The organism is Microcoleus sp. AT8-A3 (genome assembly GCF_036705675.1).
Classification (GTDB): domain Bacteria; phylum Cyanobacteriota; class Cyanobacteriia; order Cyanobacteriales; family Microcoleaceae; genus Microcoleus.
On sequence record NZ_JAUBVD010000011.1, the window covers coordinates 91,632 to 118,447 of the forward strand.

Here is a 26,816-nt window from a genome sequence, read left to right on the forward strand (position 1 = left end):
TTGGGATTGCAGATTTTGGATTTGGGATTGACGGTACAGATGAATCTAAGCGTTATTCAACTGTGGCTAAGGGTAGGGTGAAGCAAAATGTGCTGCCTTCACCTAAGATACTTTCGGCCCAGATTTTGCCACCATGCCGCTCCACTATACTGCGACAGATTGCTAAACCTAAACCTGTGCCTCCTTTTTCACGGGAGTCGGAGGCATCGACTTGCTGAAATCGCCCAAAAATGAGTTCTAGTTTATCTGCAGGAATGCCTCGCCCGCGATCGCTAACTTGGAAAAGCACAAAGTCTGTCTGGTTTTCGGCACTCAGATGAATTGTGGAATCGGCAGGTGAGAATTTAATCGCATTACTGAGCAAATTTGTTAAGGTTTGGACGATCGCATCTCCTGTTGCCCAGACTTCTGCATCCGTGGGGGTAACGATTAATGATATCTGCTGTTGAGTAGCGATCGCCTGAGTGCTATCTACCGCTTGCTGCATCAAATCGGCAGCTTTGCAAACGGTTTTTTCCACAATTGCCCGCCCGGAGTCTAGGCGCTCCAAATCTAAAATATCATTAACCAGGTTCACTAAACGATTGGTATCGAGGAGGGCGATTTCAATCATGCGTCTAGATTTTTCCGGCTTTTTATCATAAACCCCACTTTTTATTAGTCCCAAGGACATTTGAATTCCTGTCAAAGGAGTGCGAAGTTCATGGCTGACAATGCCAATAAACTCATTTTTAATGTGTTCGAGCTTTTGTCGTTCGGTAATATCTTCCCCAATGCTGATAGTTCCAATGATGTTTCCCTCTGAATCTTGCAGCATGGTATTGTTCCAAGCAATGAACCGTTCTTCACCAGATTTTGTCAAGATAAAATTTTGATAATAAGGATGAAATTTATGGCCTAAAACTTCCGAAAAAACAATTTTAACTGATTCTTGAAGAGAACCGGGTAAGAAGTTTTCAAACCAATTTTTTCCGATAACTTCTAGGTTAGTATATCCCGTAATTTTTAAGAAGAAAGGATTGACATAATTGACATTTGCCTCTATATCAAGTCCGACAACAATCAACTGCACGTTATCCAAGAGCGATCGCCAGCGTCGTTCGGCTTCTCGGATCGTGGCTTCGGCTTGCTGACGTTCTTGCAGTTCGACCTGAAGTTGTCGGTAGAGTTTGGATTGCTGAATGGCGATCGACAATTGGCTGGCAATCTGTTCAAGTAATTCTATTTCCCACGATTGCCATTGACGAGGTGCCGTATTTTGGTAAATAGCTAACAAACCCCAGAGATTTTCTCTCAAAAATATCGGAAAAACTGCATAACTTTTTGCTTGCAATTGTTCCACTAGCTCGATATGACATGGTTGAATTTCAGCGCAGTAAATATTATTAACCACAAAACTTTCATTATTTCGGAATCGACCGCCGTGAGTTTCTTGCAGATAGGTATCTGCACAATTTTTTTGAAGATCGCTTCCTATCAGTTGTACCCAATCCTCACCAACTGACTCCACAACAAAATCACCACTCCAATCAGGATTAAAGCGGTAAATGGCAGTGCGATCGGTTTGTAATGTCTGCCTGATTTCAGTAACAGCAGTATTTAGAACCGCATTCAGATCCAAAGATTGGCGAATCCCTTGAGTAATCCTCCAGAGCAAATTTTCCTTTCGGGATTTCTGTAGTAAGGCTGCTTCCGCCTCTTGTCGAACTTCTTCCAGGTGCTTCGCTACTGTGATATCTTGATGAACGGCCACCAGAACATCGCCATAGTCGGAATGATTGAATGCAGAGCAAGTTGCACTACACCAAAATGGAGTCCCATCTTTCTTGACATTCTGGACTTCATAACTAAATTCACCCCTTTGTAAAACAGCAGATCGAATGGCTTGATTTACCTCTTCAGGGCTGACCGATTCGGTGGCATAGTTGAGAATCGAAACGTGGTGACCGTTGAGTTCGCCAGAGTCATAGCCAAACATCTGCTCAAATTTAGGATTGGCATAGACAATAACTGCATTATCTGCTCTTACTAAACAAATGCCTTCCGCCATGTTGCGGGTAATGACAGCCTGAAGCTCCAGCATTTGTTCGGCTTGTTTAAGTTTAGTCAGATCGCGCAGAATAACGATTATCCCGACAATATTTTCGCCTGTATCACGTAAAGGTGTATAAGTAACGCTCAAAAATTGCCTGACTAAATTGGGAGAAGTAAACCAGTTTTCATACTGAATTGTTTCGCCATCCAAACATCTGTCTAACCGAGGTTTTATCATATTATCGAACACATCTGCATCCAGGATATTCCTAACATAATTTCCGATAACTTCGCTTTCAGATTTGTTGCACCAAGTCAAATAAGCTTGATTGACTATTTGATAAATATAGTTGCGATCCATCAACACAATCCCATCTGTTGTATTGAAGACGATGCGTTCATATTGGCGGAATGCTTCTTCAGTCCGTTTGCGATCGGTGATATCAAATACGCTAGAACGACTCATCATGAAGTTACCTGCTTCATCATAAATTGCTGTAGCATTTAAGTTGAACCACATGGGTGTTCCGTTTTTCTTCAACATCTGAAACTCTACATTCTCGATCCAGCCTTGTTTTTTAAATAAGGGAAAGTTTTGATGAAAAATATTTTTACTTTCAAGTGTCATTAAATCAACATATTTAGTTTTGTATACAATTTCATCGCTGGTATAGCCTAACCACTTCAGTTCCGTATCATTAATCATAATTATTGTTCCTGCAGCATCTAGGGAATGATAGCCACAGGGAGCATTATTATAGAGGTCTTCAACTTGATTGATATATTGTTGGCAGCTATGGTTGACTTCAGTGAGTTCTGCCGTCCGTTCTATGACTCGTTGTTCGAGTTCAGTATGGAGTTGTTGTAGAGCAATTTCTGCTTGTTGGCGCTCTCTCACTTCCATTTGTACTTGCTCAAATAAATCAGCTTGCTGAATGGCAATTCCAGCTTGAGTTGCTAGCTGTCCCATGAGTTCAATTTCTGATGCTTGCCATTCGCGAGGTGCTGCACAGTGATGGGCAATCAATAATCCCCAAAGTTCTTCTCCCTTAAGGATAGGAATAACCAGGTTAGCTCTAACTTGAAAATTGGCCAGGAAGTCCGGGTGACAAGTATCAATTCCGGCAGTATAAATATCTGATTTAGATGTGAATAAGCCTTGTTTGAAGGATTCGATATAGCTTTCAACCAAGCAAGGCTCCTGTATCTGAGTGGATAAGATTGGTGTCCATTCTGAACCAACTGACTCTACGACCACTTTTGGGCTCCAGTCGGGAGCAAATTGGAAGATAATTACGCGATCGCATTGCAGAATGTTTCTGAGCTCCGTTACCGTAGTGTTGAGAATATCTTCTAGTTTGAGGGATTCGGAGGGAGAAAGTGCTGTTTTAGCCAGGATTTGCTGTGGCTGTTCTTGCCCTTTCCCATAATTTTCATCAGTAGGTTCTATCATCGATCTACTTAATTAATTAAATTTTTTAGATTGAGGCAGAAACTGGGTTTTTAGCCCTCGTGGGTAAGTTATATTTAAGTATTTGAGGACTTACGCAATCATCCCAGGTATGGGGGCAACCACGGGGGGTTTGCCCCTACAAAAGACTATATATTCAGGCTATGCGTAAGTCCTATATTTCTCGGTTTAAGTAAAGGACGACTGCGCCTGATTCGGCTGAGTACCCGCGTGACTAATTCAGGCCCTAGTACCGGCTTGGTAATAAAATCATCGGCTCCCGCTGCAAAGGCTTGTTGCAGAGATTCTGGCTCGGTATGGGCTGTCACCACCAAAATCGGTAAATTTTCCCATTGGATATCTTGTCGAACGACTTGACACAATTCTAAGCCGCTGACGATCGGCATTTCTAGATCCAGCACTATTAAATCGGGCTCTGTGCTAATTAACACATCCCAAAATTGCTGTGGTTCTTTGAGGGTTGTCACCTCAATTCCCCAAGGAGTCAGTAACGCTGATAATGTAACCAGGATCACAGGGTCATCATCTACGATTAAGACTTTGGCTTCAGAAGTTTTGGGAGTGGGTAAAACACGGGAAATCGCTCGAAAAATTTGCTCGGTGGTTGCAGGTTTGTGGAGAAATTGCTTAGCACCTAAGCGCGATACAGCTAAGCGATCGGGAAGACTATCTCGTCCGGTAAAGACAATTATAGGCAGGTTAGGCGATCGCTCGGTCAGTTCTCGCAGTAGCGTCAATCCATCTTCCTCTGTCTCTGCAAAACTTAAATCAAGTAACATCACATCCGGCATTGACAGAGCAAGACGCGATCGGGCTGCAGTAATATTCGGCGCAATTTTGATCCGAAATCCCCAAGTTTCGGATTCTACTTTCAATCGCTCCGTTAATGCAGCATCATCATCAACTACCAAAACCCGATAGTTAAAAATTGAAATATTAGAAACTGGTGCAGCCGTTGCTCTAATAGGTGTTTTGGCTAATTCCTGCTGTAATCCTGTCACCAATTCCGAGAATCGAGTAATTTCCTCAGCAGTCAAAGAGCGATCGTTTATGAGCAAATTTTCTGCATAGCGTGCAAATTTCGAGCCTTCGGGATAACCAAAAGACCCCAGAGAACCGACCAATTTATGAGCTTCATGTTTTGCCACTTGCTGTAATTCAGTTTCTAACTTTCCTGCTAATAAATCAGTTTTTGCCTGCTCCAATACAGAAATTTGTTGGTTGAAGCTTCCCCGAAACCGCTCTAAAACTTTGTCGCTCTCAGACTTATCTACCCCACGAGATTGATGTTTGTGAGTGCGATCGCTCCCAGGATTATTTGAACAAGACGACGCAGATTGAGGGTAAGGTTTCAGTCGATAGCCCATGCCATAAACTGTTTCGATGATTTCTTCAGTTAAGCCACCTGCCTTCAGTTTCTTTCTGAGATCCTTAATATGAGTGATAATGGCGCGATCTGTGGGTGCGTCATCAAATCCCCACAGACGATCCAAAATAGCATTGCGACTAAAGATGCGATCGGGATTCCGCAGTAATAATTCCAGCAGATTATATTCTGTGGGTGTCAGTGAAATTATTTCTTCGCAAAATGTCACTCTACCAGACTCTAAATCTAAACAAAGCTCTCCCCAAGTCAATGTATTAGCCGCTGAATTCGGAGTATAACCTCCTGGGGAAAGTGCTTTACTGCGTCGCAACAAAGTTCGGATTCTTGCCAGTAATACTTCCGTAGCAAAAGGCTTGCTGATGTAATCATCGGCTCCCGCATCGAAAAGAGCCACCACCTCCGCATCTGAATCCTTTGCCGTCATTAACAGGATCGGTTTGCAGTAGCCTTGCGATCGCAATTGCCGACATAGACTAATTCCATCGAGTTTGGGAACCTGCACGTCTAACACAATTAGATCGTACTCAATTGCTGCTGCCAACTCTAGGCCAACTTGTCCGTCATTTGCCCGATCGAAGCCGTAATGATTTGCTTCCAACACATTTGCCAGTGTTGCACTCAGCCCTCCATCGTCCTCTACGAGCAGAATTTTTATCGGAGACTTCTTCATTTTGGCTGTGCGGTTAAATTGCCATGCGATCGACGCGCTTTAATGTCAGGCCGAAGCGTGGCTTTTTACTAAATAACTGCTACTTATTACTACTCCTTTTATCTTACCATTTTTGCAGTCCCATCGCCTCAAAATTGCTGTCACTTCTGCAGTTTATACCAATTTAATGTGAAGTTGCACATATCTCGATCCCCCTGGCATACCCCCTACTCCCCCTGATTGTTGGAGAGTAGGGGTTGACTTCGAGAAGAATCTTGTCCCACCCTATGTAGGGGCGGGCACGGGGAGTAGGGGTAGCACCGCCCCTACAAAGGGGGGATCGAGATATGTGCAGACTCATACAAAATTGGTATTAGATAAAACCGATCGCCCCTTCCTTCATCTGCGTCCATCCGCGTTTATCCGCCTGCATCTGCAGTTCAAAAAAAGCGTGAAGCGAAGCTATCCCGAAGGGAATCGCCCCAAAAAGAGCGATCGCCCTCCCAAACAAATTATCCTTCATCCTCCGACTTTACAGCAGCAGGAGGACGCCCAGAAATCACAATAAACCCAACAGACTCAAGAGTCATGTGCGGGCGGCGAATACCAGCTAAAACCGCTTGACTCAACAAACTTTCGGTATTGATTTCATCAGCCAAAACCGATTCTAAAAGTTGTTCGGATTTAGAAAGTCGATTCAATCGCAATTGCAATTGATTCACCCGGTTTTCGAGTTGGATAGCAGCAGTGACAGCAGATCGATCGCACATTTCCACAAAAGCCGATCGCCCGCGCAGCAATTCCTCCGATACAACCCGTCCCTTTTGACAAAAATCATCCCATTCTAGCGGATCGACAAAAATGTCAATCAGCGACGTGCGATTTTTAGACAAATTATAATCCCGATTCGGCCCGCCTTTCCCCTTATAATCCCGCTGCAAAATCGCCAGGATTTCCGCATTTTCCACCAGAGACATCGGCTCGCTGCGAGCATCTACAAACACAGTTTCAAAAATTGGGAGAAACAGAGCATCAGCGCGGCGCTGCAAAGCTTTCAAGTTGTAATTTTCGATATTTTGTGCTTGCAAAATTTGCTGGGCAGGCTGCACATCAGTCTGGATTGAATAATTAAACTGAAAGCCGAACCACTCCTTCCCAGGATCCGCATCCCAACTTTCATCATGCCGCCACATGGCAAAAGCTTGACCGCGATCGTCCCAGCGAATATAAGAGCCAAGTGCATCGATCAATCCCTCACCAATGCGGTAAAGAGCCACATCAGCATTCTGATAAGCAATACGGCGATTGTAACTACCATATTGCTGGCAATAAGGAACCAATCTGGTCATCAAATCCTTCGAGGGAATTAACGTTTTTTGAGTAGGTTTATAGCGCATCAACCCCGATACACTCGGATGTTCAATTTGTTTGAAGTGAAGAGCTTGACACAACCAACCTTCAGTAGCCCGCTGCATTTCTTTATGCTTAGCATCGCAGTTGTCGAGAGATTCAAAATACTGAGATGCACTGTCATCAAGAATATCAATTTCATCGAGAACGTACTGTTCGTCAATTTTGATTTTCTCTTGTTCGATTTCTGTTTTAATCGCTTCAATTTCGCTGGATAAGCCCTTGCCTCCCTCAGCAAACAACTTTTCTTCTAGTTTGAGAAGTTTTTCCTCAGCATAAAACTGAAGGCTGGCAATAGATTTGTTGAAGATATCAAACCCATCTTTTAAAACTTGAAACCAAGCTTCGTGGGGACTCTCCGGCAAATCCGGGCCTGCAAACAAACAAAATTGCACTCCCATTTTGCTGCCAATGCGATCGACTCTGCCGAGTCTTTGTTCTAACTGGTTGGGAAACCACGGCAAATCGAAGTGAACTAACCAATCTGTCAATTGCAGATTTACCCCTGCTTCAGCCGATCGATCGCACACTAAGATAAAACAATGGGGTTCAGTCTTAAACCGCTTGAGACTAGCCTCAACATCATCAGCCGATTTGCTCGTGTCATGGCTGGCGATCGCATTTTTACCAAAGATTTTAGCTAAATTTTCCGCAATCTCTTTACAAGTTGCAGTAAAACTGGTAAAAATCACAATTTTCGGGAAACGTTCGCCCGGAATCGGCCGTTTAATTTGCTGTTGAATTCTCGACAGCAAATCGCGAGGTTTGCTGTGATACTCGCGCGGAACCTTCAAAGCAACTGCCAAAAATCGGAGAATGGCGATTCGTAACAAACTCAGTCGATCGAGTCCTTCCTGGGGCTTTTCCAGGGTATTGAGCAAGGTTTCCAGCATTTCCCTTTCTTCGGGAAACAGCTCCGTTTTGGTCAAAATTGCCGTGTCATTTTGTCCAAATTCGCGATCGAGTTCAGGAGTCGATTTTTTCTGCAAGCGAGCTTTGACAACCCGTTCTAAAACATTCAGCCAAGTACCAGAAGCGCGGAAAAACAGCAGAAAAATTCTCTGATATTCGCTCGACTTGGGAGCGACTGTGCGCCATTTATCGAGTACGCTTTGAATTTCCGACCACTGTTCATCATTCAGATCGTACTCAGTTTTGGGGACAGAATCTCGATCGAAAATCACATCTTCAACCGCATCCCGGCGGTTGCGAAGGATGCGACGATGCAGGCGGTAGGTATCTCTAACGTGAGTACGAATAGCTTGGACAAGGCGAGCCTGTTCTGCGGTTTCTTTAGTTTTCAAACAACTTTCTAACTCAGTTGCCAATCCGATTAAATAATCATCTTTGGCAAAAATAGTGCGAAGTTGAGCGAGTTTTGTTTGCAAAACAGCAGGCTTGGCATTTTCTCGGAAATCCAGCAAAGCGCGGCCGATTTCTTGACGGTTTTGCACCTGTTCCTTAAAGCTTTCCAGGTCATCAAGACGGTAAGTTGTCGGATCTAACAAGTGCAGCATCGTTAGAAAATCTTGCTCATGGCCGATAACTGGCGTTGCAGATAATAACAATACATTTTTGCTTTTCTGAGCTAGTTTCTGACAGAGTTCAAAGGACTGCTGCTGAGTACGATCGCTCGAATGTGCCATTGCCGCCACATCATGCGCTTCATCCACAATCAGAAAATCTAGATTAGCATTGCGGCTAATTTGATTGATGTCGCTAACAGCAGCAAGCTGCACTCTGTCAGCAAAATGAGACAAATAGAATTTATTTTCCAACTCCTGCCGCCACTGTTCGAGCAAGTATTTCGGAACGAGTACCACAGCGCGTCCGTTGGGTTCATCTAGCAGAAATTGGCGGAGAATTGTCCCGGCTTCTACTGTTTTTCCGAGTCCTGGTTCGTCTGCCAATAAATAGCGCACGATTGGGTCTTCTAGGACGCGCCGGACGACTTCAACTTGGTGCGGATAGAGGTCTATGTTAGCAGAAATTAAACCTGTCATGCCCCGGCTGACGGCCCGCTGTTCGATCGCAGATTGAACAAATGCCAATCGGCGATCGTGAAAATACGGCGTTTCTTGGCCTTTGACTGCTAAAATGTCGATCGGATCGGCGATCGGGATATTGCAGCGAACGTAAAGTTCGGTTTCAACAGCTTGCAAACTTTGGCTGTCGGGGAGGTCAATTTCGTACTCTAATTTATCTTCATCCCAATCATAAACTCGCCCAATTATCCATCTTTCCTGAGTTGTACTCCAGAGGTAGCAGCGGGTTTGGCGTTGAAGTCTAGCTTCTTGCAGTAGACTTAAGGGCACGGTTTTGCGGATGCGATTTTTAACTGAGCAAAAATATTCAACTACCGCCTCGATACGCGATACCTCGACAACTTTTCCGACTCCCAAATCGTTTCTGGGCGATCGAACTAATGAACCAACATCAATCATAATTTCAGCCTGACAATACTTACTAGAATACAGTAAATCCTTTTCCGTTAAAAATTTTAGCAAAATGCGATTTTTGCCGCCGTCACTTTTCTAGTCAAATGACAGTCAATCGATTTTAGATTTTAGATTTTAGATTTTAGATTTGAAGCATTGACACCACGGATAAATACGTTCGGCAAGTTTCATCGGATACACGTTTTTGATTTCTCCGTCTTGAGTCTCCGAAGGAATGAATCACGTGGCGGGTATCCTCGATGCTTTCGGTCAATCTGGCATTCGGAAAACAATAAGTTTAGCATGGTAACTAACATTTTGGGCATTGAATAAATATGCTGACAGCGAATAAGTATAATAGGACTGACGCACCTACTACGATTTTATGTTCGCAGAAAACGTAGTGAAACAATCTCAAACCCTTGATTCAACGCCCTTTAGTGCCTAAGTCCTGAATAACTAATTACGAGGAAGGAAAAATAACGCCTAGATTACCTGATTCCCATTTCGGATATTTCTGCATAACACTGCTATAAATTTCCGAGTCTGTGAAGGCTGCTAACCAAGCTTGTAGCGGCGGCCAAGGCTGTTCGTTGAACCAAGTTTGATCTGTATGAGCAAATTGACGCACAAAAGGTGCGATCGCCATATCAGCCAATGCTACATTGTTACCAAATAAATATTTAGTCGCGCTTAACTGTGCATTTAGTCGGCCCAGATATAAAGAACCTTCATAACGATGTACTTGGGCATCAACACCGGGATAACGATCCGGGTACTTATAACGGTCAAGATGATATTTAAACCTATCATCAAATAGAGCAATTAGTTCCAGCATTTCTGTAACAGAACCTTGCTGTGGCATCAACCATTTTTCAGGATCGTGTTGTCTCAATGCCCACAACATGATATCGATACTTTGATCGAGTACACGCCCGTCAATATCAATCAATATTGGTACAGTACCTTTGGCAGATACCTCCAACATCTCTGGTGGTTTGTCTCGCAAAACAACTTCCCGCAACTCACACACCCGATTGCTAACCATCAAGGCCAAGCGCGCGCGCATAGCATAGGGACAGCGGCGAAAGGAATACAAAATCGGGTATGTTGCTGACATGTTATATGTTTAGTCGATCGCGCGATCGGGTTTGTCGGGTCAGAAACCCGGTTTCTTTCGATATTTCTCGTCGTCAAACAAGATTTTTCGTAGAAACCGGGTTTCTTGGACTTTAGTTTTAATACTATAGCAATCCTAAATCATTTGTGAATTTCTAACTCCCTCCCCTTGGTAAGGGGAGGGCTGGGGTGGGGTAAAAAATTTACGACTCATTTAGGATTGCTATATTAGTCGCAGGCTTCATCTACTTTTTCCTTCCCATCGTAGCGCGCGCCTATATGTACTTGGTTGCGACGCTTAGCAAGCTCAATCTGACGTTGACGTTCATATAAAGCTTGTTTTTTGGTTTCTGTTTTTGAGTCATGACAATGAGGACAACTCACACCAAGTACAAATAATTCAGAAGCCTTATCTTCCTGACTAATCGGGTGACGACAACCGCGACAAAGTTCATAGTTACCCGGCTTTAAGTCCTGACCAACAGAAACCCGTTCATCAAAGACAAAACATTCACCTTCCCAACGACTTTCTGCTTCCGGCACCGTTTCCAAATATTTTAAAATTCCGCCTTCGAGATGATAGACTTCCTCAAAACCTTGACTACGCAAAAAAGCAGTCGATTTCTCGCAGCGAATACCACCCGTACAAAACATTGCCACCTTGGGTTTATTGCGTAAAGCTGTTTCCCGCCGCACCCATTCAGGTAACTCGGAAAAGCTTTTTGTTTTTGGATTAATAGCGCCTTCAAAAGTACCCATAGATACCTCGAAATCGTTACGCACATCAACCACGACAACATCGGGATCGTCAAGCAGCTTATTCCACTCATCAGGCTTAACATATTTGCCCGCCATGAGGCGGGGATTAATGTCCGGTACTCCCATCGTGACTATTTCGCGCTTCAAGCGTATTTTCAGGCGGTAAAAAGGTGCTTTTTCCGAGAAAGATTCCTTGTGTACCAGATCCGCAAAACGCGGGTCACTACGCAAGAATGCCAGCACTGCGTGTACGCCCTCGGACGAGCCGGCAATAGTGCCATTAATGCCTTCTTGGGCCAGCAAGATAGTGCCTTTAACGTTGTTGTTGTTGCAACAATCGAGTAGCGGTGCTTTCAGCTCAGCAAAATCAGGTAGTTCAACGAACTTATATAAAGCAGCGGTTAAGAAATAAGCCATAGATTGAATTTATAGCACTAATTAATTTCCATAATTATATGAAAATTCAGTCAAAGCGGACGGTGGGACTCGAACCCACGACGTTCAGCATGGGAAGCTGACATTCTACCACTGAATTACGCCCGCGCTTAGGGTTTTTTAGCTGTTTTTACTTTGTAGCAATTACGCTCAAAAACGACTATAAAACATTATACACCTATTTTCTGATTTGGATCAGGCGATTTTGAGTGTAACAGGACTTAGGCACTCCGACCAAAGAAACCGGGTTTTTTACCAAATCTAGCGGTTTCAACAAAGTATTTTCGTAAAAAACCCGGTTTCTGAGCCCCATGCGTAAGTCCTGTGTCCATTTTGCGATCGCCGATCGCCCATCCACCGCACAAAAAAAGTCCTGCACCAAAGGCAGGACTTAATCTAACTTAAATTTATTAGTCTCAAGCGAGAGGGACTTCGTTTGACAAGAAGCGGTTTCAACCGCCGATCGATCGAGGGGAATCGAACTTTGCCCTTAGACGAAGCGCAAAGAGTTGCTGTCAATAGCCAGGAAAGAAACTGATTGGACGATCGCAATCAATTCATCCGATCCCGAAGTCTTCTTAAAGATAGCGGTTCCAGCAGGCAATCCTGCGGGAGACTCACCTAACTGATAAGTGCTAGGAGCACCTTGAAGTTGGAGGATATCTTCGATGGGGTTGAAACCGACAATCAAAGCGTAGTCGCCTGCGCCAGTGCCGGTATCGTTGCCATCGTTGTAATAGAACTTGGTGGCATCTCCCAGCAAGAAAGTATCATTGCCTTCAGCGCCAATCAGCGTATCGACTTCGCCCAGCCCAGGATTAGCAGCAGTGTAGTCAACACCAACGAAGATGTCGTTACCTTTTGTGCTGTAGAGGAAATCGTTGCCGCTACCGCCAAACAACACATCATTATTTTCACCGCCGTACAGAGTATCGCTACCCTCGTCGCCGAGTAAAGTATTGTTGCCGAGTTCGCCTGCGAGGACATCGTTACCAGCGCCGCCAAATATCAAATCGTCAGCTTTGCCACCTAATGCGGTATCTGCACCGTCGCCGCCGACAAGGGTGTCGTTGCCGAGGTTGCCAAACAAGAGGTCGTTGCCAGCATCGCCGAATACACCGTCATCACCTTTGCCGCCAAATAGGATGTCGTCGCCGCCATTGCCTCCCACGGTGTCGTTGCCCTGGTTGCCATACAAGATATTGTTAGCTTCGCTGCCAACGATCGCGTCGTTGCCGCTGGTGCCGAGAATCTGTGGCAATTCGCTTGGTGCGGGCCGGTTGGTGAATGTGAGTGCGATCGGAAGTGCGATCGTCTGAGCTGGCGCGGGAGTGAAAACGGGTGTGGGTGTGGTAGCCGGTGTGGGCGTCGTAACCGGTGTGGGTGTCGGTGTGGGTGGCAGCGGTGGGAGTGCAACCGGTGTTGGCGCGGCGGGTGTCGGCGCGGCGGGTGTTGGCGCCGTGGGTGTTGGCGCTGTGGGTGTTGGCGCCGTGGGTGTTGGCGCCGTAGGTGTTGGCGCCGTGGGTTCCGCAGTCGCCTCTGGTAAATTAGCTGTGAGAATCTCGCTACCAGCGAGATTGCCGACAGTTTCGATGAAGCCAACACCTTCGACAGTCGCCGATGCACCGAAGAAGTCGGAAATTACAATGTCATCCGTAGCCCTGACTACACCGTCTTTATTGATGTCGATCGCTAAACTCGTGCCTTGGCGGGCCAAGCCTGTATTTCCCGATGACAGCGACAGTGACAGGGTAGGGCTGGTACTGACATTACCGTTAAAATCAACAAAGTCTAGGCGATCGATACCGCCTGTATCCTGAATCGAAATTTGATTTGTTCCCTGATCCTGTCGGATTTGATAAAGATCGTTACCTGCACCGCCTCGCATCACACTGCCATTGCCAGAGTTGGTATAGAGCGTATCATCGCCAGCACCCCCTTCCAAGGTGCTACCATTACTACCACTGAGATAGTCATTGCCATCTCCTCCTAAGATGAGGCTCTGGAAGCTGCCAAGGAGGCTGTCATTACCCGCACCGCCATCCAAATTGAAGCCGTTTACCAGCGTGTCATCTCCATCGCCACCAGCCAGACTGTCTTTGCCAGCGAAACCTCCATCCAGAAAGTCGTTGCCGATACCTCCATCCAGGGTGTCATCGACATTGCCGCCAAGAAGGCTGTCATTTCCGCCACCGCCACTGAGGCTGTTGTTTCCTCCGCCGCCGAGCAAGCTGTCGTTGCCATCTAAGCCACTGATGGTGTCATTGCCCTCAAGCCCTGAGATGTTGTCATTAGCCGCAGTGCCGGTGAGGTTATCGTTGCCTGCTGTTCCCGTTATGCCACTGGTTCCGGGTGCTATCGTAGCCTCAGTCAGATTAGCCGCGAGAATCGCAGTACCAGAGAGGTTGCCCACAGTTTCGATGAAGCCAGCACCTTCGACAGTCGCCGATGCACCGAAGAAGTCTAAAATCACCACCTCCTCTCCAGCCCTGACTATCCCGTCTTGATTGATGTCAATCACTAAATTAGTGCCTTGTCGGGTCAAGCCTGTATTTCCCGATGACAACGACAGGGATAGGGCAGGGCTGGTACTGATATTACCGTTGAAGTCAACAAAATCTAGGCGATCGATGCCACCTGTATCCTGAATTTGAAGTGGAATCTTCCCGTTATCCGGCATGAGATAGCGATCGTTACCTATACCGCCTCGCAACACATTGCCAAATCCAGAGAGCGTATCATCGCCAGCACCTCCTTCTAAGGTGCTACCACCAGTACCACTGAGATAGTCATTGCCGTCTCCCCCTAATAGGAGGCTTGGGAAGTTAGCAAAGAGACTGTCATTACCCGCACCACCATCCAAAGTTGAAGAGGCGTCATTGCTGCCTTGGAGCGTGTCATCTCCATCGCCACCAGTCAAACTATCCTTGCCACTGAAACCTCCATTCAAAAAGTCATTGCCGACACCCCCATCCAAGGTGTCATTGCCGTCATCACCAAGCAGGCTGTCATTGCCCCCACCTCCACTGAGGCTGTCGTTTCCTGCACCACCAAACAAGGTATCGTTGCCATCTAAGCCAGCGATGGTGTCATTACCGTCAAGCACTGTAATGTTGTCATTGCCGACAGTGCCTGTGAGGTTATCATCGCCGGGAGTACCAGTGATTGCATTGGTTCCGGGTGCAGCCGTAGCCTCAGTGAGATTAGCAGCGAGAATTGCCGCACCAGTGAGGTTGCCCACAGTTTCGATGAAGCCAACACCTTCGACAGTCGCCGATGCACCGAAGAAGTCGGAAATTACAATGTCATCAGTAGTCCTGACGATCCCATCTTTGTTGATGTCAATCTGTAAATTAGTGCCTTGTCGAGTCAAGCCTATATTTCCCGATGACAATGACAACGACAGGGACTGGGTAGGACTGGTACTGATATCGATGCCAAAATCATCAACAAAGTCTAAGCGATCGATGCCACCTGTATCCTGAATTTGCAGTTGATTCTGGCTAAAATCCCGCAGGAGATAGCGATCGTTGCCTGCACCACCTCGCGCCACCCTCCCACTGCCAAATCCGGCAAGCGTATCATCGCCAGCACCCCCTTCTAAGGTGCTATCACGATCGCTACTGAGATAGTCATTGCCGTCTCCTCCTAAGAGGAGGCTATTGAAGCTACCAAAGAGGCGGTCATTGCCCGCACCGCTATCTAAAATGCTAGAGCCACCGCCGCCTTGCAGCGAGTCATCTCCATCGCCACCAGCCAGACTAATTTTGCCGAAACCTCCACTCAGAAAGTCATTGCCGATACCCCCATCCAGGGTGTTATCCCCGTCACCGCCAAGGAGGGAGTCATTGCCCCCACCTCCACTGAGGTTGTCGTTTCCTGCACCGCCTAGCAAGGTGTCGTTGCCCTCTAAGCCAACTAAAGTGTCATTGCCCTCAAGCCCTGAGATGTTGTCATTCTCAGGCCCGCCGATAAGATTGTCATTTGTCAATGTACCAGTCAATACTGCCACGTTTTTTTCCTGCTTACGGTAAACAGGCGAGGGCTAATTTTACTTAGCTACTACACCCTAATTATCTATCAGTGCTTTTTCCCAAAAATTATGCGAATTTTCCAAAAAACTTTTTTTTGCACAATTTGTTTCATTGGCGACAAAAGATGCTATGATTTATAGCCTCTGTTCACCACAAAATAACGAGACTTACAGCACTTTGAGATAAAACCCGCCACAAAGAGGGTAAACTTGAAAGATGTAAAAAAAGCAAATTATTTAGAGATAGCTGCATATTCTATTGACTTACTACAGAAGATACTAAGTGCGTGGCCAAACAAAGAAGGCACACAAAGAGACTTAGCAAAACGATTTAAAGTCAGTCGATCGCTCATAGGTGACTTTTTGCCTCGGTATTGAGAGACGGCCCAGATAGCTGCCATGACTCTCTTGAGGGGAGCGGCGCTCGAAGCTTAAAAGTAAATACGAAGAATTGTTAAAGATAATAGTGACAGAACACGGGTGATATATATGCGAGAAATTCACTCTTGAAATCAAAGAGCGCCAAGGCATAGAGGTAACGAATGAGAATTAAATAACTTCCACTCTTGAAAGTGGGATGGGCTCTTATAGCCAGTCCAAAAAGGACGGGCTCTTAGGCCCATCCCACAATAACAATTAAAATTGTAAGTTATTTAATTCGCGATCTTAAGTATACAGCACTTTCCAGGTAAGTGAAGTACAGAGAAACCGGGTTTCTTGAATAAAACCGGTTTCTGGCGAGAAATCCAGAAGAAACCCGGTTTCTGGGGTGTACTTTATAAACCTGGAATCCGCTGTATCAAGTTTGTCCCGCACTTTTAACCTCTTAAAATTAAGGCGTAAAAAAAACTTTAGTAGCGACTCAGCCTCGCTACAGAAATTGTACAAAAATTGCGCTATGAATGAAAGCGTTGGCTAGATACTATACACATCAAAAACCACGTATTTATTGATGAAACAGTGGCAGCGATCGCACAACCGAGCTATTATACTGTGGCGGTGCAAAATGTCATCGCCTCGCTTCCGAACATTGACAAAGAGTTAGCGGCTTCGGATCGCACATTCCGATCGCGCGATCGAACTGCGTCATTTTTAACAGCGCCGCCAAAGCTTCCGCAGTTTGACTCTGCCGCAATCCCATCGCCACGATCGATCGCAGCATAAACTCCCCATCCTTCACTTTTCTCAGCAACATCCGTAGCGCCACCGCAGAATCGCCCTTTCTCACAAGCCCTTACCCGCCCGCAGCCTGTCTTGAGAATCCCAATTTTGCAGCGCTGCTGGGATTTCCCTAATTTCCCTCAGCCAATTCCCATATATTTTTGTTACTTTTATTTAAGATTTTAGCAAAAAGTGCCGGATTTTGGGAAAATTAAAAAAATTAAGTTATTAGAGTGTGTCTGCAAATTAACAGCCTCCAACTTCAACACCAGAAGAAAACACCAGAAGAAGTTCAGAAATTAATTGCTGAATTTGATTAATATTGGCAAGCGCTAATCGACTATAATCTGGAAATTACTCACAAGCTAAAAATGCCCCAGCAAGAAGTGAGGAAGTAGTGACAAAAATAATCCAGAGATAGTATCGACGGGGCGCTAGCGAATTTGCGTGAAGCGAAGCTATCCCGCTATTAATTGCCACAGCCTGCCTAATACCAATTATCCAAAATCTTGCAACAGTTATGAGTTTTTGGTTTGTTTCCTGAAACACTGTATGCACCGATGCGGATCTGTGAGATAGTCGCTTTTTTTGATAACTTTTCTAGGGCGATGCGCCCGGAGCGCTACTGTTGCATGATTTTTGAGAATTAGTTAGTATAAAAACGAGATTAATTTGGACTTTGTAGGAGATTTTTTTATACTTAATTGTACTATTTCATTTCCCCGAAGATTCTCCCTAGCCCCACTGCTTCATCAAGGTGGACAAGATTCTGCTTTAAAATTGATTGATGAGTTGGCGGATTTAGGGGAAATAAACTCTCTAGCAAACATTCAGAGAATTGCTACGATCGCAGAATGTGGTAAATTTACTCCCGCTCAACTTTCAAGAGTACAATTAATACAATCTCTGAGGGATTTCAACCCTCACGATTGTCCCCATTGATGGAGATATTATGGCTCTAAATAATAATAATAATAATAATAATAATAATAATTTGAAAATCGCTCGATCGCACACGCCGAGTGCGCTTTAATATATCCGCAGGTAGATAGCTAATTCTTACTTTTATGATTTCTTATAATATATAATAAAAATAAAAATCTACCATAATACTTACTTAAAAAAGCATAAATTGGGTATAAAAAATGACTGAAAAAAAGAATTCCAAGAAATCTCCACCTAAAGCTGGTATTAAAGCTCGCAAGCAGCAAAACAATCAAAACGACTTATTTCCTGTAGTCGCAATAGGAGCCTCAGCAGGTGGATTGGAAGCCTTTATGGAATTACTGAGCCATTTGCCGATCGATACCGGCATGGCGTTTGTAATAATTCAGCATATGTTGCCGAGTCAGGAAAGTGTGTTGAGTGTGATTCTGGCTCGATCGACCCTGATGCCTGTGCATGAGGTGACAGATGGGATGCTGATAGCACCGAATCAGGTCTACGTCATCCCCCCGAATTCCAGCATGACCATCGATCGAGGGGTGCTGAAGCTAACGCCTCGCGGCAGAGGACGCGGGGTATTTATGTCCGTCGATACTTTTCTGTTTTCCCTCGCCGAAGAACGGGGGGACAAAGCCATCGGCGTCATTTTGTCCGGGGGCGACAGCGATGGTGCCCAAGGGTTAAAAGCGATTAAGGCCGCCGGCGGTATTACTTTTGCCCAATGTGAAGAATCGGCACAAGTCAGCAGTATGCCGAATACTGCGGTGGCTACGGGTCAGGTAGACTTTATCTTGACACCGGAAAAAATTGCCCAGAAAATATCAGAGATCGGCCGTCATCCCTACATTGCAGAGTGGCCTGCGACAGAATCGACTATCAGCGAAGATGCGATCGCAAATAAAGATGCGATCGCCACGATCTACAGTTTGCTGCGGGCGGCTACAGGAGTTGACTTTACTAACTACAAGCAAACCACCTTGAAGCGGCGGATACATCGGCGGATGTTACTCTACAAGCTCGAACGCATTGAAAATTATGCCGAATATCTCCAAAACACCCCAACAGAAGTAACCGCGCTGTATCACGATGTCTTAATTCATGTCACCAGCTTTTTCCGCGATCCCGAAACCTTTGATGCCTTAAGCAGCAATGTTTTTCCCGCAATTGTCCAAGATAAATCGCCGAAAACACCGATCCGAATTTGGATTGCCGGCTGTTCCACGGGTGAAGAAGCTTACTCGATCGCCATTTGCTTGCTAGAGTTTTTAGCAGCTCGCTCTACTAACCTGCCGATTCAGATTTATGCCACAGACATCAGCGAAAGTGCGATCGCGATCGCCCGCAGTGGCTTTTATACCCAGGCCCAAGTCGCGGATATTTCACCTGAACGCCTAAATCGCTTCTTTGTCCAAGTCGAGGGCGGATACCAAATCGCTAAGCCCGTGCGGGAAATCTGCGTCTTTGCTAGACAAAACCTGATCGCCGATCCGCCCTTTTCCCGGATGGATTTGATTACCTGTCGGAACGTGCTGATCTATCTGGGACCCCCGTTGCAGAAAAAACTGCTGCCAATGTTCCACTATGGGCTTCGGCCCGCAGGCTTTTTGCTGTTAGGCACTTCGGAAACGGTGGGAGACTTTTCAGAATTCTTTGCGCTATTCGACAAAAAGAACAAAATTTATACTAAAAAACAGTTGTCGCATTGGCTCAGCATGGATTTAAATGCTAACAACTATCCTCTGACACCCCTCAACCCTCCACCGCTGCAGACAGAAAAGCTGGACGAAATCGAAATGGAGAAACAGGCCGATCGCATTGTTTTGAATCACTATGCCCCTGTCGGGGTCGTGATTAACACAGCCAGCGAGATTGTGCAATTTCGAGGACAGACGAATGCCTACCTAGAACCGGCCCCCGGTAGGGCGAGCTTTAGCCTGCTGAGAATGGCAAAAGAAGGATTGCGTGTGGAACTGCGAACTGCAATTCAACAAGCCTCACAGCAGAAGCAGCCGATCGCACGGGCAGGCTTGCAAGTTAAAGAGGGCCAGATCATTCGGCAGATCAGAATTAATGTGATTCCATTCCAAGCCGGCGCTGTGGTAAAAGACTATTTTTTAGTGTTATTTCAAGAGGAGTCCCCGATATCTGTAATGCCTGCTGCTGATACTGACGATAGTAGAGTCAACTCCGATCCTTCACCCTGTGAAAGTCAGGAGATTGCAAGGCTGCTACAGGAACTGAAAACCACAAAAGAACATCTTGGAGCGATCGTCCAAGAACATCAAGCAGCTAATCAAGATTTGAGAGCCGCCAACGAAGAGATTTTGTCAAGCAACGAAGAGTTGCAAAGCATGAATGAGGAACTCGAAACGGCGAAAGAAGAAATTCAGGCAACCAATGAAGAACTCAACACAATTAATGACGAATTGCAGCGGCGCAATGTTGAATCAACTCAGGTAAGCAACGATTTAGAAAATCTCTTGACCAGCATCAATATTCCGATCCTGATGCTGGGAGGCGACCTGCGAATCCGCCGGTTTACTCCCGCAATCGAACGCATCTTCAACTTGATTTCTACCGATGTTGGGAGGTCTTTGAGCGACATCACTCACAAGTTGATAGTACCGGACTTAGAGCAACTGATTTTAGAGGTGATCCGCACGCTGAATTTGAAAGTTCAGGAGGTTCAAGATCGAGACGGTCGTTGGTACGATCTGCATATTCGACCTTATCGGACGATCGACCACAAGATTGATGGGGCTGTGGTGATGTTGGTGGATATCAACGAGCTCAAACTCAGCGCCCAGCAGTTGACGGAAGCGAAAAATTACGCCGAAACGATCGTAGAAACCGTGCGGGAACCATTGCTAGTGTTAGATCTCGACCTGCGGGCAATAACTGCCAATCGTTCTTTCTACGATACGTTTCAGGTGATGCCGAGCCAAACTGAGCAGCGCTCATTGTTCGATCTGGGTAATGGACAGTGGAATATTCCCCAGTTGCGATCGCTCCTCAAAGAAATTCTGGCAGGCAGTCCCCAGTTTAAAGATTTTGAAGTCGAGCATGACTTTGAGCAGATCGGGCATAAAATAATGCAGCTCAATGCCCGCAAAATGCCTCCGATCGGGGATACACAGATGATCCTGTTGGCGATCGAGGATATCACGCAGCAAAAACAGTTAGAGACTGAACGCAGCCTTCGGATACAAGAACAATCGGCTCGTGCGGCGGCTGAGGAGGCCAACCGCGTCAAAGATGAGTTTTTGTCCGTCCTCTCTCACGAACTGCGGACACCGCTCAATGCCATGATTGGCTGGGCACAATTGCTGCGCGTGAAAAAATTTGACGAGGCTAAAACCCAGGAGGCGCTAAAAACGATCGAGCGCGCCGCCAAAGCACAAAACCAACTCATCGATGACATCTTAGACGTTTCCCGGATTACCACCGGCCAATTTCGGCTTAATGCTTCTGAAATTGAGCTCAATCCACTGGTTGAAAATGCGATCGCGGTAATTCGTTTCGCAGCAGAAGCCAAAAATATTCAACTTGAATCCAGGCTAAGTCCTTTACAACCAAAGATTTTGGGCGATCCAACTCGCTTACAACAAGTGGTGTGGAATCTACTTTCAAACGCGATTAAATTCACCCCAGCCGAAGGCAGAATTGACATCGCATTAGACTACATTGATGGCATGGCTCAAATCCAAGTTACCGATACTGGTAAAGGCATTGACCCTGATTTTCTCCCCTATGTGTTCGATCGCTTCCGTCAGGCGGATAGTAGCTGCTCTCGCAGAGACTCAGGATTAGGGCTAGGATTGTCGATCGTCCGTCATTTAGTAGAACTCCACGGCGGTACTGTTAGTGCAACAAGTTCGGGTGAGGGACAAGGGGCAACGTTTACCGTGAGGTTGCCGCTACGAGCAGATATGCCATGATAGTTAGACGCTAATATTTACCAAAGACATAATTGATATGAATTCCGGTTACACCGTCCGTGATTGTTGACTGTTGACTGTGCTTTATATTATGCAATCCCCGTAGACGTGCGTAATCGAAATATTGGCAGTGGTTATCGGGGTTCATCAGCGTTTATCTGCCTTCATCTGCGGTCAAAAAAGGCAATAATCTCTAAATAACCCTAACTCTAAATAACCCTAACCCATAACTATTTACCAACCTTAACCTCAGCGCCATCCTTCAGAAAACCAGTCCCAGTAACAACCACCCGATCGCCCGCCTTCAAACCTTTTTTAACCACCACCTTAGCAGCAGTCAAATCGCCCACCGCACCCCCGGAAATTTCCCCAAGTTCCACCGGTTGAGCCTGCACCTTGTTTTCGCCCACAAGTTTGTAAACCATAGAACTGCCGTCAGATTGCGGTACAATAGCTTTAGCAGGCACTTTCAAACCTTGAGCCGTTGTCGTCGAAATGGATGCGCGCAAAAACATTCCCGATCGCAAAAACTCGCTTGTCGGCAAATCAATCTTCACCGTAGCTTGCCGATTTTGCGGGTCAACTACCGGCGAAATTTCTCGCACAGTTCCTGACAACTTAATCCGCTTGTCAGAATCCGAAGTAATTTGCACTGCTGTTCCCGGCCGCACTTGCGAAACCTGACTTTCCGGTACTTTCAATTGCAGTTCCAGCTTGTTGTCGCGAATAATCGAAAATAGTTTTTGACTTCCCGAAGAAACATCGCCAACTCGACCAATTCTTTCAGCCACAGTGCCACTATCCGGCGCTCGAACAATTGTTTGTTCTAGTTGAGTTTGTAACTGTTTGACTTGTGCATCATTGCTGCGGACAGTTGCTGCGTTATTTCCCACATTTGCTCTGGCACTACTGACACTCGCTGCGGCCGTATTCACTTTAGCACGAGCGCTGGCGAGGGCCGCTCTAGCCGTACTGATATTAGCTTCCGCAGTAGCTACTCTAGCAATAGAAGATTGCACTTCTTCCGCTGCTTTATTCTGTTCTTGCAAAGCTGTATTCAAGTCAGCTTTAGCTTTGTTCAAATCTTGAACAGCAGTCTGTCGCTCTGTCTTGCGTCTTTCCAAATCTTGCTGACTAATTACTCCCTGAGCCGCCAAATCTTGGGTGCGATTTACTTCTCTTTGAGCCTGATCTAATTTAGCCTGAGCGGAGGCAATGCCAGCTTTAGCTTGAGTGACACCGGCTTTAGCTTGTTCCACACCAGCCCTTGCCTGCCCCACGCCTGTTTTGGCTTGCGCTGCGTCAGCGATGGCTTTTTCAACGCCTGCTTGGGCTTGAGCCACGCCTGCTTGGGCTTCTTGTTGGGCTGACTCGGCTTGCTGTACCTGAGCTTGGGCTTGTTCTACCGTAGAATTGGCCGATTGTACTCCCGCCAGCGCTTCGGCAATTTGCGATCGTAGCACCGAATCGTCCAAAACCGCCATCGTCTGACCTTTTTCTACCACATCCCCTTCATTCACCAACACCTGCTTAATTTGCAAACCGTTGGCTTGTGGTAGCACCGGTAGCAAGTCATAGGCTGCCACGGTGCCCGTCGCTTGCAGAGTTTCACCCACCTGGGCAGATTCCACAGGCGCGACTGTCACCGTCGGAGCAATCGCCTGCTGAGTTGCCGAGGGAATTGGAGCTGCAGGCGGCGAACTCTGATTGCCCCCAGTCAATTTTACTGCTAGCAACGTTGCAGCCACGCCAATCCCTGCGCCCGCCAACAAGGCAGGCCACCTGATTTCTTTGCTGGGCCCAAATTCAGTTACTTCTGGTTCCCAAACTTGTTCCGCCTCAATTTCTGGAACTTCCAGCGCCACTTCTCGTTCATCATCCTCACCGGAGAATTGCCAGGGAGATTTGTCTGAGACTTCACTTTCAGCTACATCCACTGCTGAGTTCCTTTCGCGCCCGCTCTCCACGGGGGAAAGGGGTTGCTTTTCTTCGGCTTCTGAAAAAACTTGATTAGTCACGGTAGTTCCTCTCGCCAGTATGAGCCTGTGCTTTTGATATTGTAAAGAAAGATTACGATAATATTTACTTTATTTTAGCGGAGGGCCTCTGGATTAACGCTTCCTCCTTTTGGGTGAGTCTGGCGCACTTTCACCCTACAATGGCGATTTTAATTAAATTTGCTCAAAGTTTGTGCGATCGACATTTAATTTGATCGGTCTCTGGGGCATACTGAATATTAGCGTGATTCCCGATCGTGGGGTCGATCGGGCTGGCATTGTCTGTCCCGAAGCGGTTTTGCCGTCACCAGCTTATCAATACTGAGAGCATTTAGTCTAATCTTGAACTGATTATTGCTAATCTATACTCTAATGTGTTTCTCGTAGAACCCGACAAATCGGGTCAGGAAATTGTACCAGTTTAATTGACAAAAATCACAATGAATAGCGTCTTTTCTCCCGTCCAACAGTTTCTAATTACTTGGCTACTAATGCTAGTGACGGGATGGTTTACCCTGACTGCTGTCAGTTATGTTGGGGAACTGGTCAGCATTTTAGTAACAGCGGGACTCATTGCATTTTTATTAAATTATGCAGTAAAAAGACTGCAAGTATTTTTGCCTCGGGGAGTAGCGGCGGGGCTGGTTTATTTAACAGCAGGTGTGGTAGTAATAGTAATCGGTTTAACTATTGTGCCGCCCGTGTTCAGCCAAGCGAGACAGTTGGGGGTGAGGTTCCCGGATTTGCTGGAGTCGGGGCGACTGCAGCTAGCTGAATTTCAAGCCTGGAGTGCCGAGCGCAATTTGCCGTTTAACGTGCAAATATTGGAGCAGCAGTTATCAGCGAAAGTGCAGGAACAAGTGCAGGCGCTCGCAGGTACGAGTTTAGGCTTAGTTGTCGGTACTGTTAACTGGTTTTTGGACTTGATTTTTATTGTGGTGATTTCCTTTTATATGCTCCTAGACGGGCAAAGAGTTTGGCAGGGTTTGACCAGTATTTTTTCCCCAGACATTCGCTATGTTTTAACAGAGACTTTGCAGCGAAACCTCCAGCGATTTGTATCGGGACAGTTATTGCTGGGACTATTGATGGCCATCTCGTTGACTCTGGCTTTTTGGTGGCTGCAAGTTCCGTTTTTTCTGTTGTTTGCCGTGTTTATAGGATTGACGGAAATAATTCCGTTTATTGGAGCAACTTTGGGAATTGGCACTGTTAGTATAATTGTAGCCTTTATTGATTGGTGGCTGGCGCTGCAAGTGTTGGTAGTCGCGATCGGTCTCCAGCAAATCAAGGATAATTTAGTAGCTCCCCGAATCATGGGCAATCTCACCGGATTGAGCCCGGTAATTATTTTCACAGCTTTGCTGTTAGGAGGTAGAGTGGGAGGATTGTTGGGAGTTATCCTGGCAATTCCGCTCACTGGGGTTGTAAAAAGTATAGTAGAAATTGTACTCAATCCCAAATTGCCACCCCAAACAGGCTCGTTTTTCTACAATCCTTTTAGCGGCGAGGAATTGGGGAAAATACCCGAAGATGAAACTAGAATAATCTTGGTCGCAGATGAACAAAAGTAGTCTAATTCTTGTAGTAAGTAATTCAGTTATGAATTTTTTTATTATTCAGTAATTAATTTTTGGCTGCTGAGTTCATCAATAAAAAACTAAAGTCTCTACAAATAACTTTAAGCACTTTAGTCTTGATTACTAACCAACTTAAAATCTCAAACCTAAAAACTTATGAACTGGTGGCAAAATCTTAGAAAAAATCCTCTAGCTCGGTTAGGAGCCGTGCTACTGTTAATTTTTTACACAGTCGCACTTTTTGCCGAATTTGTGGCACCTTACGACCCCTACGACTCTCAATTAGACGGTTCATTATTGCCGCCGACTCAGATTTATTTAACCACCCAAGACGGGCGATTTATCGGGCCCCACGTTTATCCGACAACTCAGGGCCCAGTGGATGCGAATACCGGCGCTCGCGAGGTAATTGTAGACTGGCAAAAACCATCGGCTGTCGGTTTGTTTGTCAAAGGTTCTCCCTATAATTTTTTAGGAGTTTTGCCATTAGATAGGCATCTTTTTGGCACTACAGGAGAAGGTCAAATTAACATTTTAGGCACGGATGAACAAGCGCGCGATCAGTTCAGCCGCTTAGTACACGGCAGCAGAATTAGCCTCAGCATCGGTTTAGTTGGCATAGCAATTTCTTTTCCCTTGGGATTGTTTATCGGAGGCATATCGGGCTATTTCGGCAGTTGGATTGATAGTATTTTAATGCGTTTTGCTGAAGTATTAATGACAATTCCTGGTCTTTATTTATTAGTAGCGCTAGCAGCAGTGTTGCCGCCGGGATTGACAAGTGCTCAGCGATTTATATTGATTGTGCTGATTACTTCATTTATCAATTGGGCGGGTTTAGCGCGGGTAATTCGCGGTCAGGTACTATCAATTAAACAACGAGAATTCGTGCAAGCGGCGCGGGCAATGGGCGCCAATCCAATTTATATTATTGTCCGCCACGTTTTGCCACAAACTGCTACTTATGTAATTATTTCTGCTACTTTGGCGGTTCCGGGTTTTATTGTGGCGGAGTCGGTTTTGAGTTTAATTGGCTTGGGAATTCAACAGCCAGATCCTTCTTGGGGAAATTTACTATCCCTCTCTACTAATGCTTCAATTTTAGTATTGCAACCTTGGTTGGTTTGGCCTCCGGCGATACTGATTATTTTGACAGTTTTGGCGTTTAATTTATTGGGGGATGGCTTGCGGGATGCTCTCGATCCGAGAAGCATTCAAAGGTAATGGGGACTAGGTAATTGGTAATTGGAAATTCAAAGATTTGTCGGAGCGGTTCACCCAAATTTATATCATCAATTGCCAGAACTAAAAAACCCGCCTTCACCCATCGCAGATACTCAAAAAATTGTTCCGCAATCAGGGTTAATTGGTTTGGTGGGGGCGGGTTCACCCAAATTTATATCATCAATTGCCAGAACTAAAAAACCCGCCTTCACCCATCGCAGATACTCAAAAAATTG

General features: G+C 45.8%; 13 protein-coding genes and 1 tRNA gene. 4 read left to right on the forward strand and 10 right to left on the reverse strand.

Annotated elements, in window-relative coordinates:
• Nucleotides 1-52: 52 nt before the first annotated feature.
• The 9 genes from QUB51_RS09240 to QUB51_RS09280 form a co-directional block, all read right to left on the reverse strand.
• Entirely contained in the window at nt 53-3,487 is a 3,435-nt protein-coding gene (locus QUB51_RS09240) for a PAS domain S-box protein (protein ID WP_333260773.1), read from the reverse strand.
• Between the two features lie 146 nt (nt 3,488-3,633).
• On the reverse strand, nt 3,634-5,562 hold the full coding sequence (locus QUB51_RS09245; protein WP_333260769.1) for a response regulator: 1,929 nt from the start codon (nt 5,560-5,562) through the stop codon (nt 3,634-3,636).
• Nucleotides 5,563-5,914: 352 nt separating this feature from the next.
• The gene (locus QUB51_RS09250) at nt 5,915-6,064 is read right to left on the reverse strand and encodes a hypothetical protein (protein WP_333055649.1); all 150 of its coding nucleotides are present in this window, start codon (nt 6,062-6,064) and stop codon (nt 5,915-5,917) included.
• Nucleotides 6,054-9,458 carry a protein DpdE gene (dpdE, locus tag QUB51_RS09255; protein WP_333231645.1) on the reverse strand — a complete coding sequence of 1,135 codons (3,405 nt, stop codon included), beginning with the start codon at nt 9,456-9,458 and terminating at the stop codon, nt 6,054-6,056. Before dpdE ends, QUB51_RS09250 begins: the two co-directional genes overlap by 11 nt.
• 394 nt (nt 9,459-9,852) lie before the next feature.
• Nucleotides 9,853-10,509 (reverse strand): glutathione S-transferase, encoded by a 657-nt coding sequence (locus QUB51_RS09260; RefSeq protein WP_333260766.1) that lies wholly within the window; start codon nt 10,507-10,509, stop codon nt 9,853-9,855.
• Nucleotides 10,510-10,736: 227 nt separating this feature from the next.
• Complete coding sequence (gene trhO / locus QUB51_RS09265; RefSeq protein ID WP_333207872.1) at nt 10,737-11,684, reverse strand: oxygen-dependent tRNA uridine(34) hydroxylase TrhO; 948 nt, start codon at nt 11,682-11,684, stop codon at nt 10,737-10,739.
• A 54-nt stretch (nt 11,685-11,738) separates the two neighbouring features.
• Nucleotides 11,739-11,810, reverse strand: a tRNA-Gly gene (locus tag QUB51_RS09270).
• A 382-nt stretch (nt 11,811-12,192) separates the two neighbouring features.
• Nucleotides 12,193-15,714 (reverse strand): calcium-binding protein, encoded by a 3,522-nt coding sequence (locus QUB51_RS09275; protein ID WP_333055653.1) that lies wholly within the window; start codon nt 15,712-15,714, stop codon nt 12,193-12,195.
• Nucleotides 15,715-16,744: 1,030 nt separating this feature from the next.
• Nucleotides 16,745-16,963 carry a hypothetical protein gene (locus QUB51_RS09280; protein ID WP_333260763.1) on the reverse strand — a complete coding sequence of 73 codons (219 nt, stop codon included), beginning with the start codon at nt 16,961-16,963 and terminating at the stop codon, nt 16,745-16,747.
• 1,078 nt (nt 16,964-18,041) lie between these two features.
• Between QUB51_RS09280 and QUB51_RS09285 the strand changes: the two genes are divergently transcribed.
• Entirely contained in the window at nt 18,042-21,779 is a 3,738-nt protein-coding gene (locus QUB51_RS09285) for a chemotaxis protein CheB (RefSeq protein ID WP_333260760.1), read from the forward strand.
• 230 nt (nt 21,780-22,009) lie between these two features.
• Here QUB51_RS09285 and QUB51_RS09290 read toward each other — a convergent pair whose 3' ends face one another.
• Nucleotides 22,010-23,797: an efflux RND transporter periplasmic adaptor subunit gene (locus tag QUB51_RS09290; protein WP_333231633.1), complete on the reverse strand. Its 1,788-nt coding sequence runs from the start codon at nt 23,795-23,797 to the stop codon at nt 22,010-22,012.
• Nucleotides 23,798-23,969: 172 nt separating this feature from the next.
• On the opposite strand from QUB51_RS09290, the gene QUB51_RS09295 reads away from it, so the two are divergent.
• From QUB51_RS09295 to QUB51_RS09305, 3 genes are all read left to right on the forward strand, one after another.
• Nucleotides 23,970-24,101: a hypothetical protein gene (locus QUB51_RS09295; RefSeq protein ID WP_333260757.1), complete on the forward strand. Its 132-nt coding sequence runs from the start codon at nt 23,970-23,972 to the stop codon at nt 24,099-24,101.
• A 115-nt stretch (nt 24,102-24,216) separates the two neighbouring features.
• Nucleotides 24,217-25,350, forward strand: coding sequence for an AI-2E family transporter (locus QUB51_RS09300; RefSeq protein ID WP_333055658.1), 1,134 nt, complete (start codon nt 24,217-24,219; stop codon nt 25,348-25,350).
• Nucleotides 25,351-25,512: 162 nt separating this feature from the next.
• On the forward strand, nt 25,513-26,580 hold the full coding sequence (locus tag QUB51_RS09305; protein WP_333207883.1) for an ABC transporter permease: 1,068 nt from the start codon (nt 25,513-25,515) through the stop codon (nt 26,578-26,580).
• Nucleotides 26,581-26,816 lie beyond the last annotated feature (236 nt).

Bases quoted from the DNA above. Each gene is read 5' to 3' on its own strand.
- QUB51_RS09240 (WP_333260773.1), bottom strand. From the start codon at position 3,487: ATGATAGAACCTACTGATGAAAATTATGGGAAAGGGCAAGAACAGCCA.
- QUB51_RS09245 (WP_333260769.1), bottom strand. From the start codon at position 5,562: ATGAAGAAGTCTCCGATAAAAATTCTGCTCGTAGAGGACGATGGAGGG.
- QUB51_RS09250 (WP_333055649.1), bottom strand. From the start codon at position 6,064: ATGAAGGATAATTTGTTTGGGAGGGCGATCGCTCTTTTTGGGGCGATT.
- QUB51_RS09260 (WP_333260766.1), bottom strand. From the start codon at position 10,509: ATGTCAGCAACATACCCGATTTTGTATTCCTTTCGCCGCTGTCCCTAT.
- trhO (WP_333207872.1), bottom strand. From the start codon at position 11,684: ATGGCTTATTTCTTAACCGCTGCTTTATATAAGTTCGTTGAACTACCT.
- QUB51_RS09285 (WP_333260760.1), top strand. From the start codon at position 18,042: ATGACTGAAAAAAAGAATTCCAAGAAATCTCCACCTAAAGCTGGTATT.
- QUB51_RS09300 (WP_333055658.1), top strand. From the start codon at position 24,217: ATGAATAGCGTCTTTTCTCCCGTCCAACAGTTTCTAATTACTTGGCTA.
- QUB51_RS09305 (WP_333207883.1), top strand. From the start codon at position 25,513: ATGAACTGGTGGCAAAATCTTAGAAAAAATCCTCTAGCTCGGTTAGGA.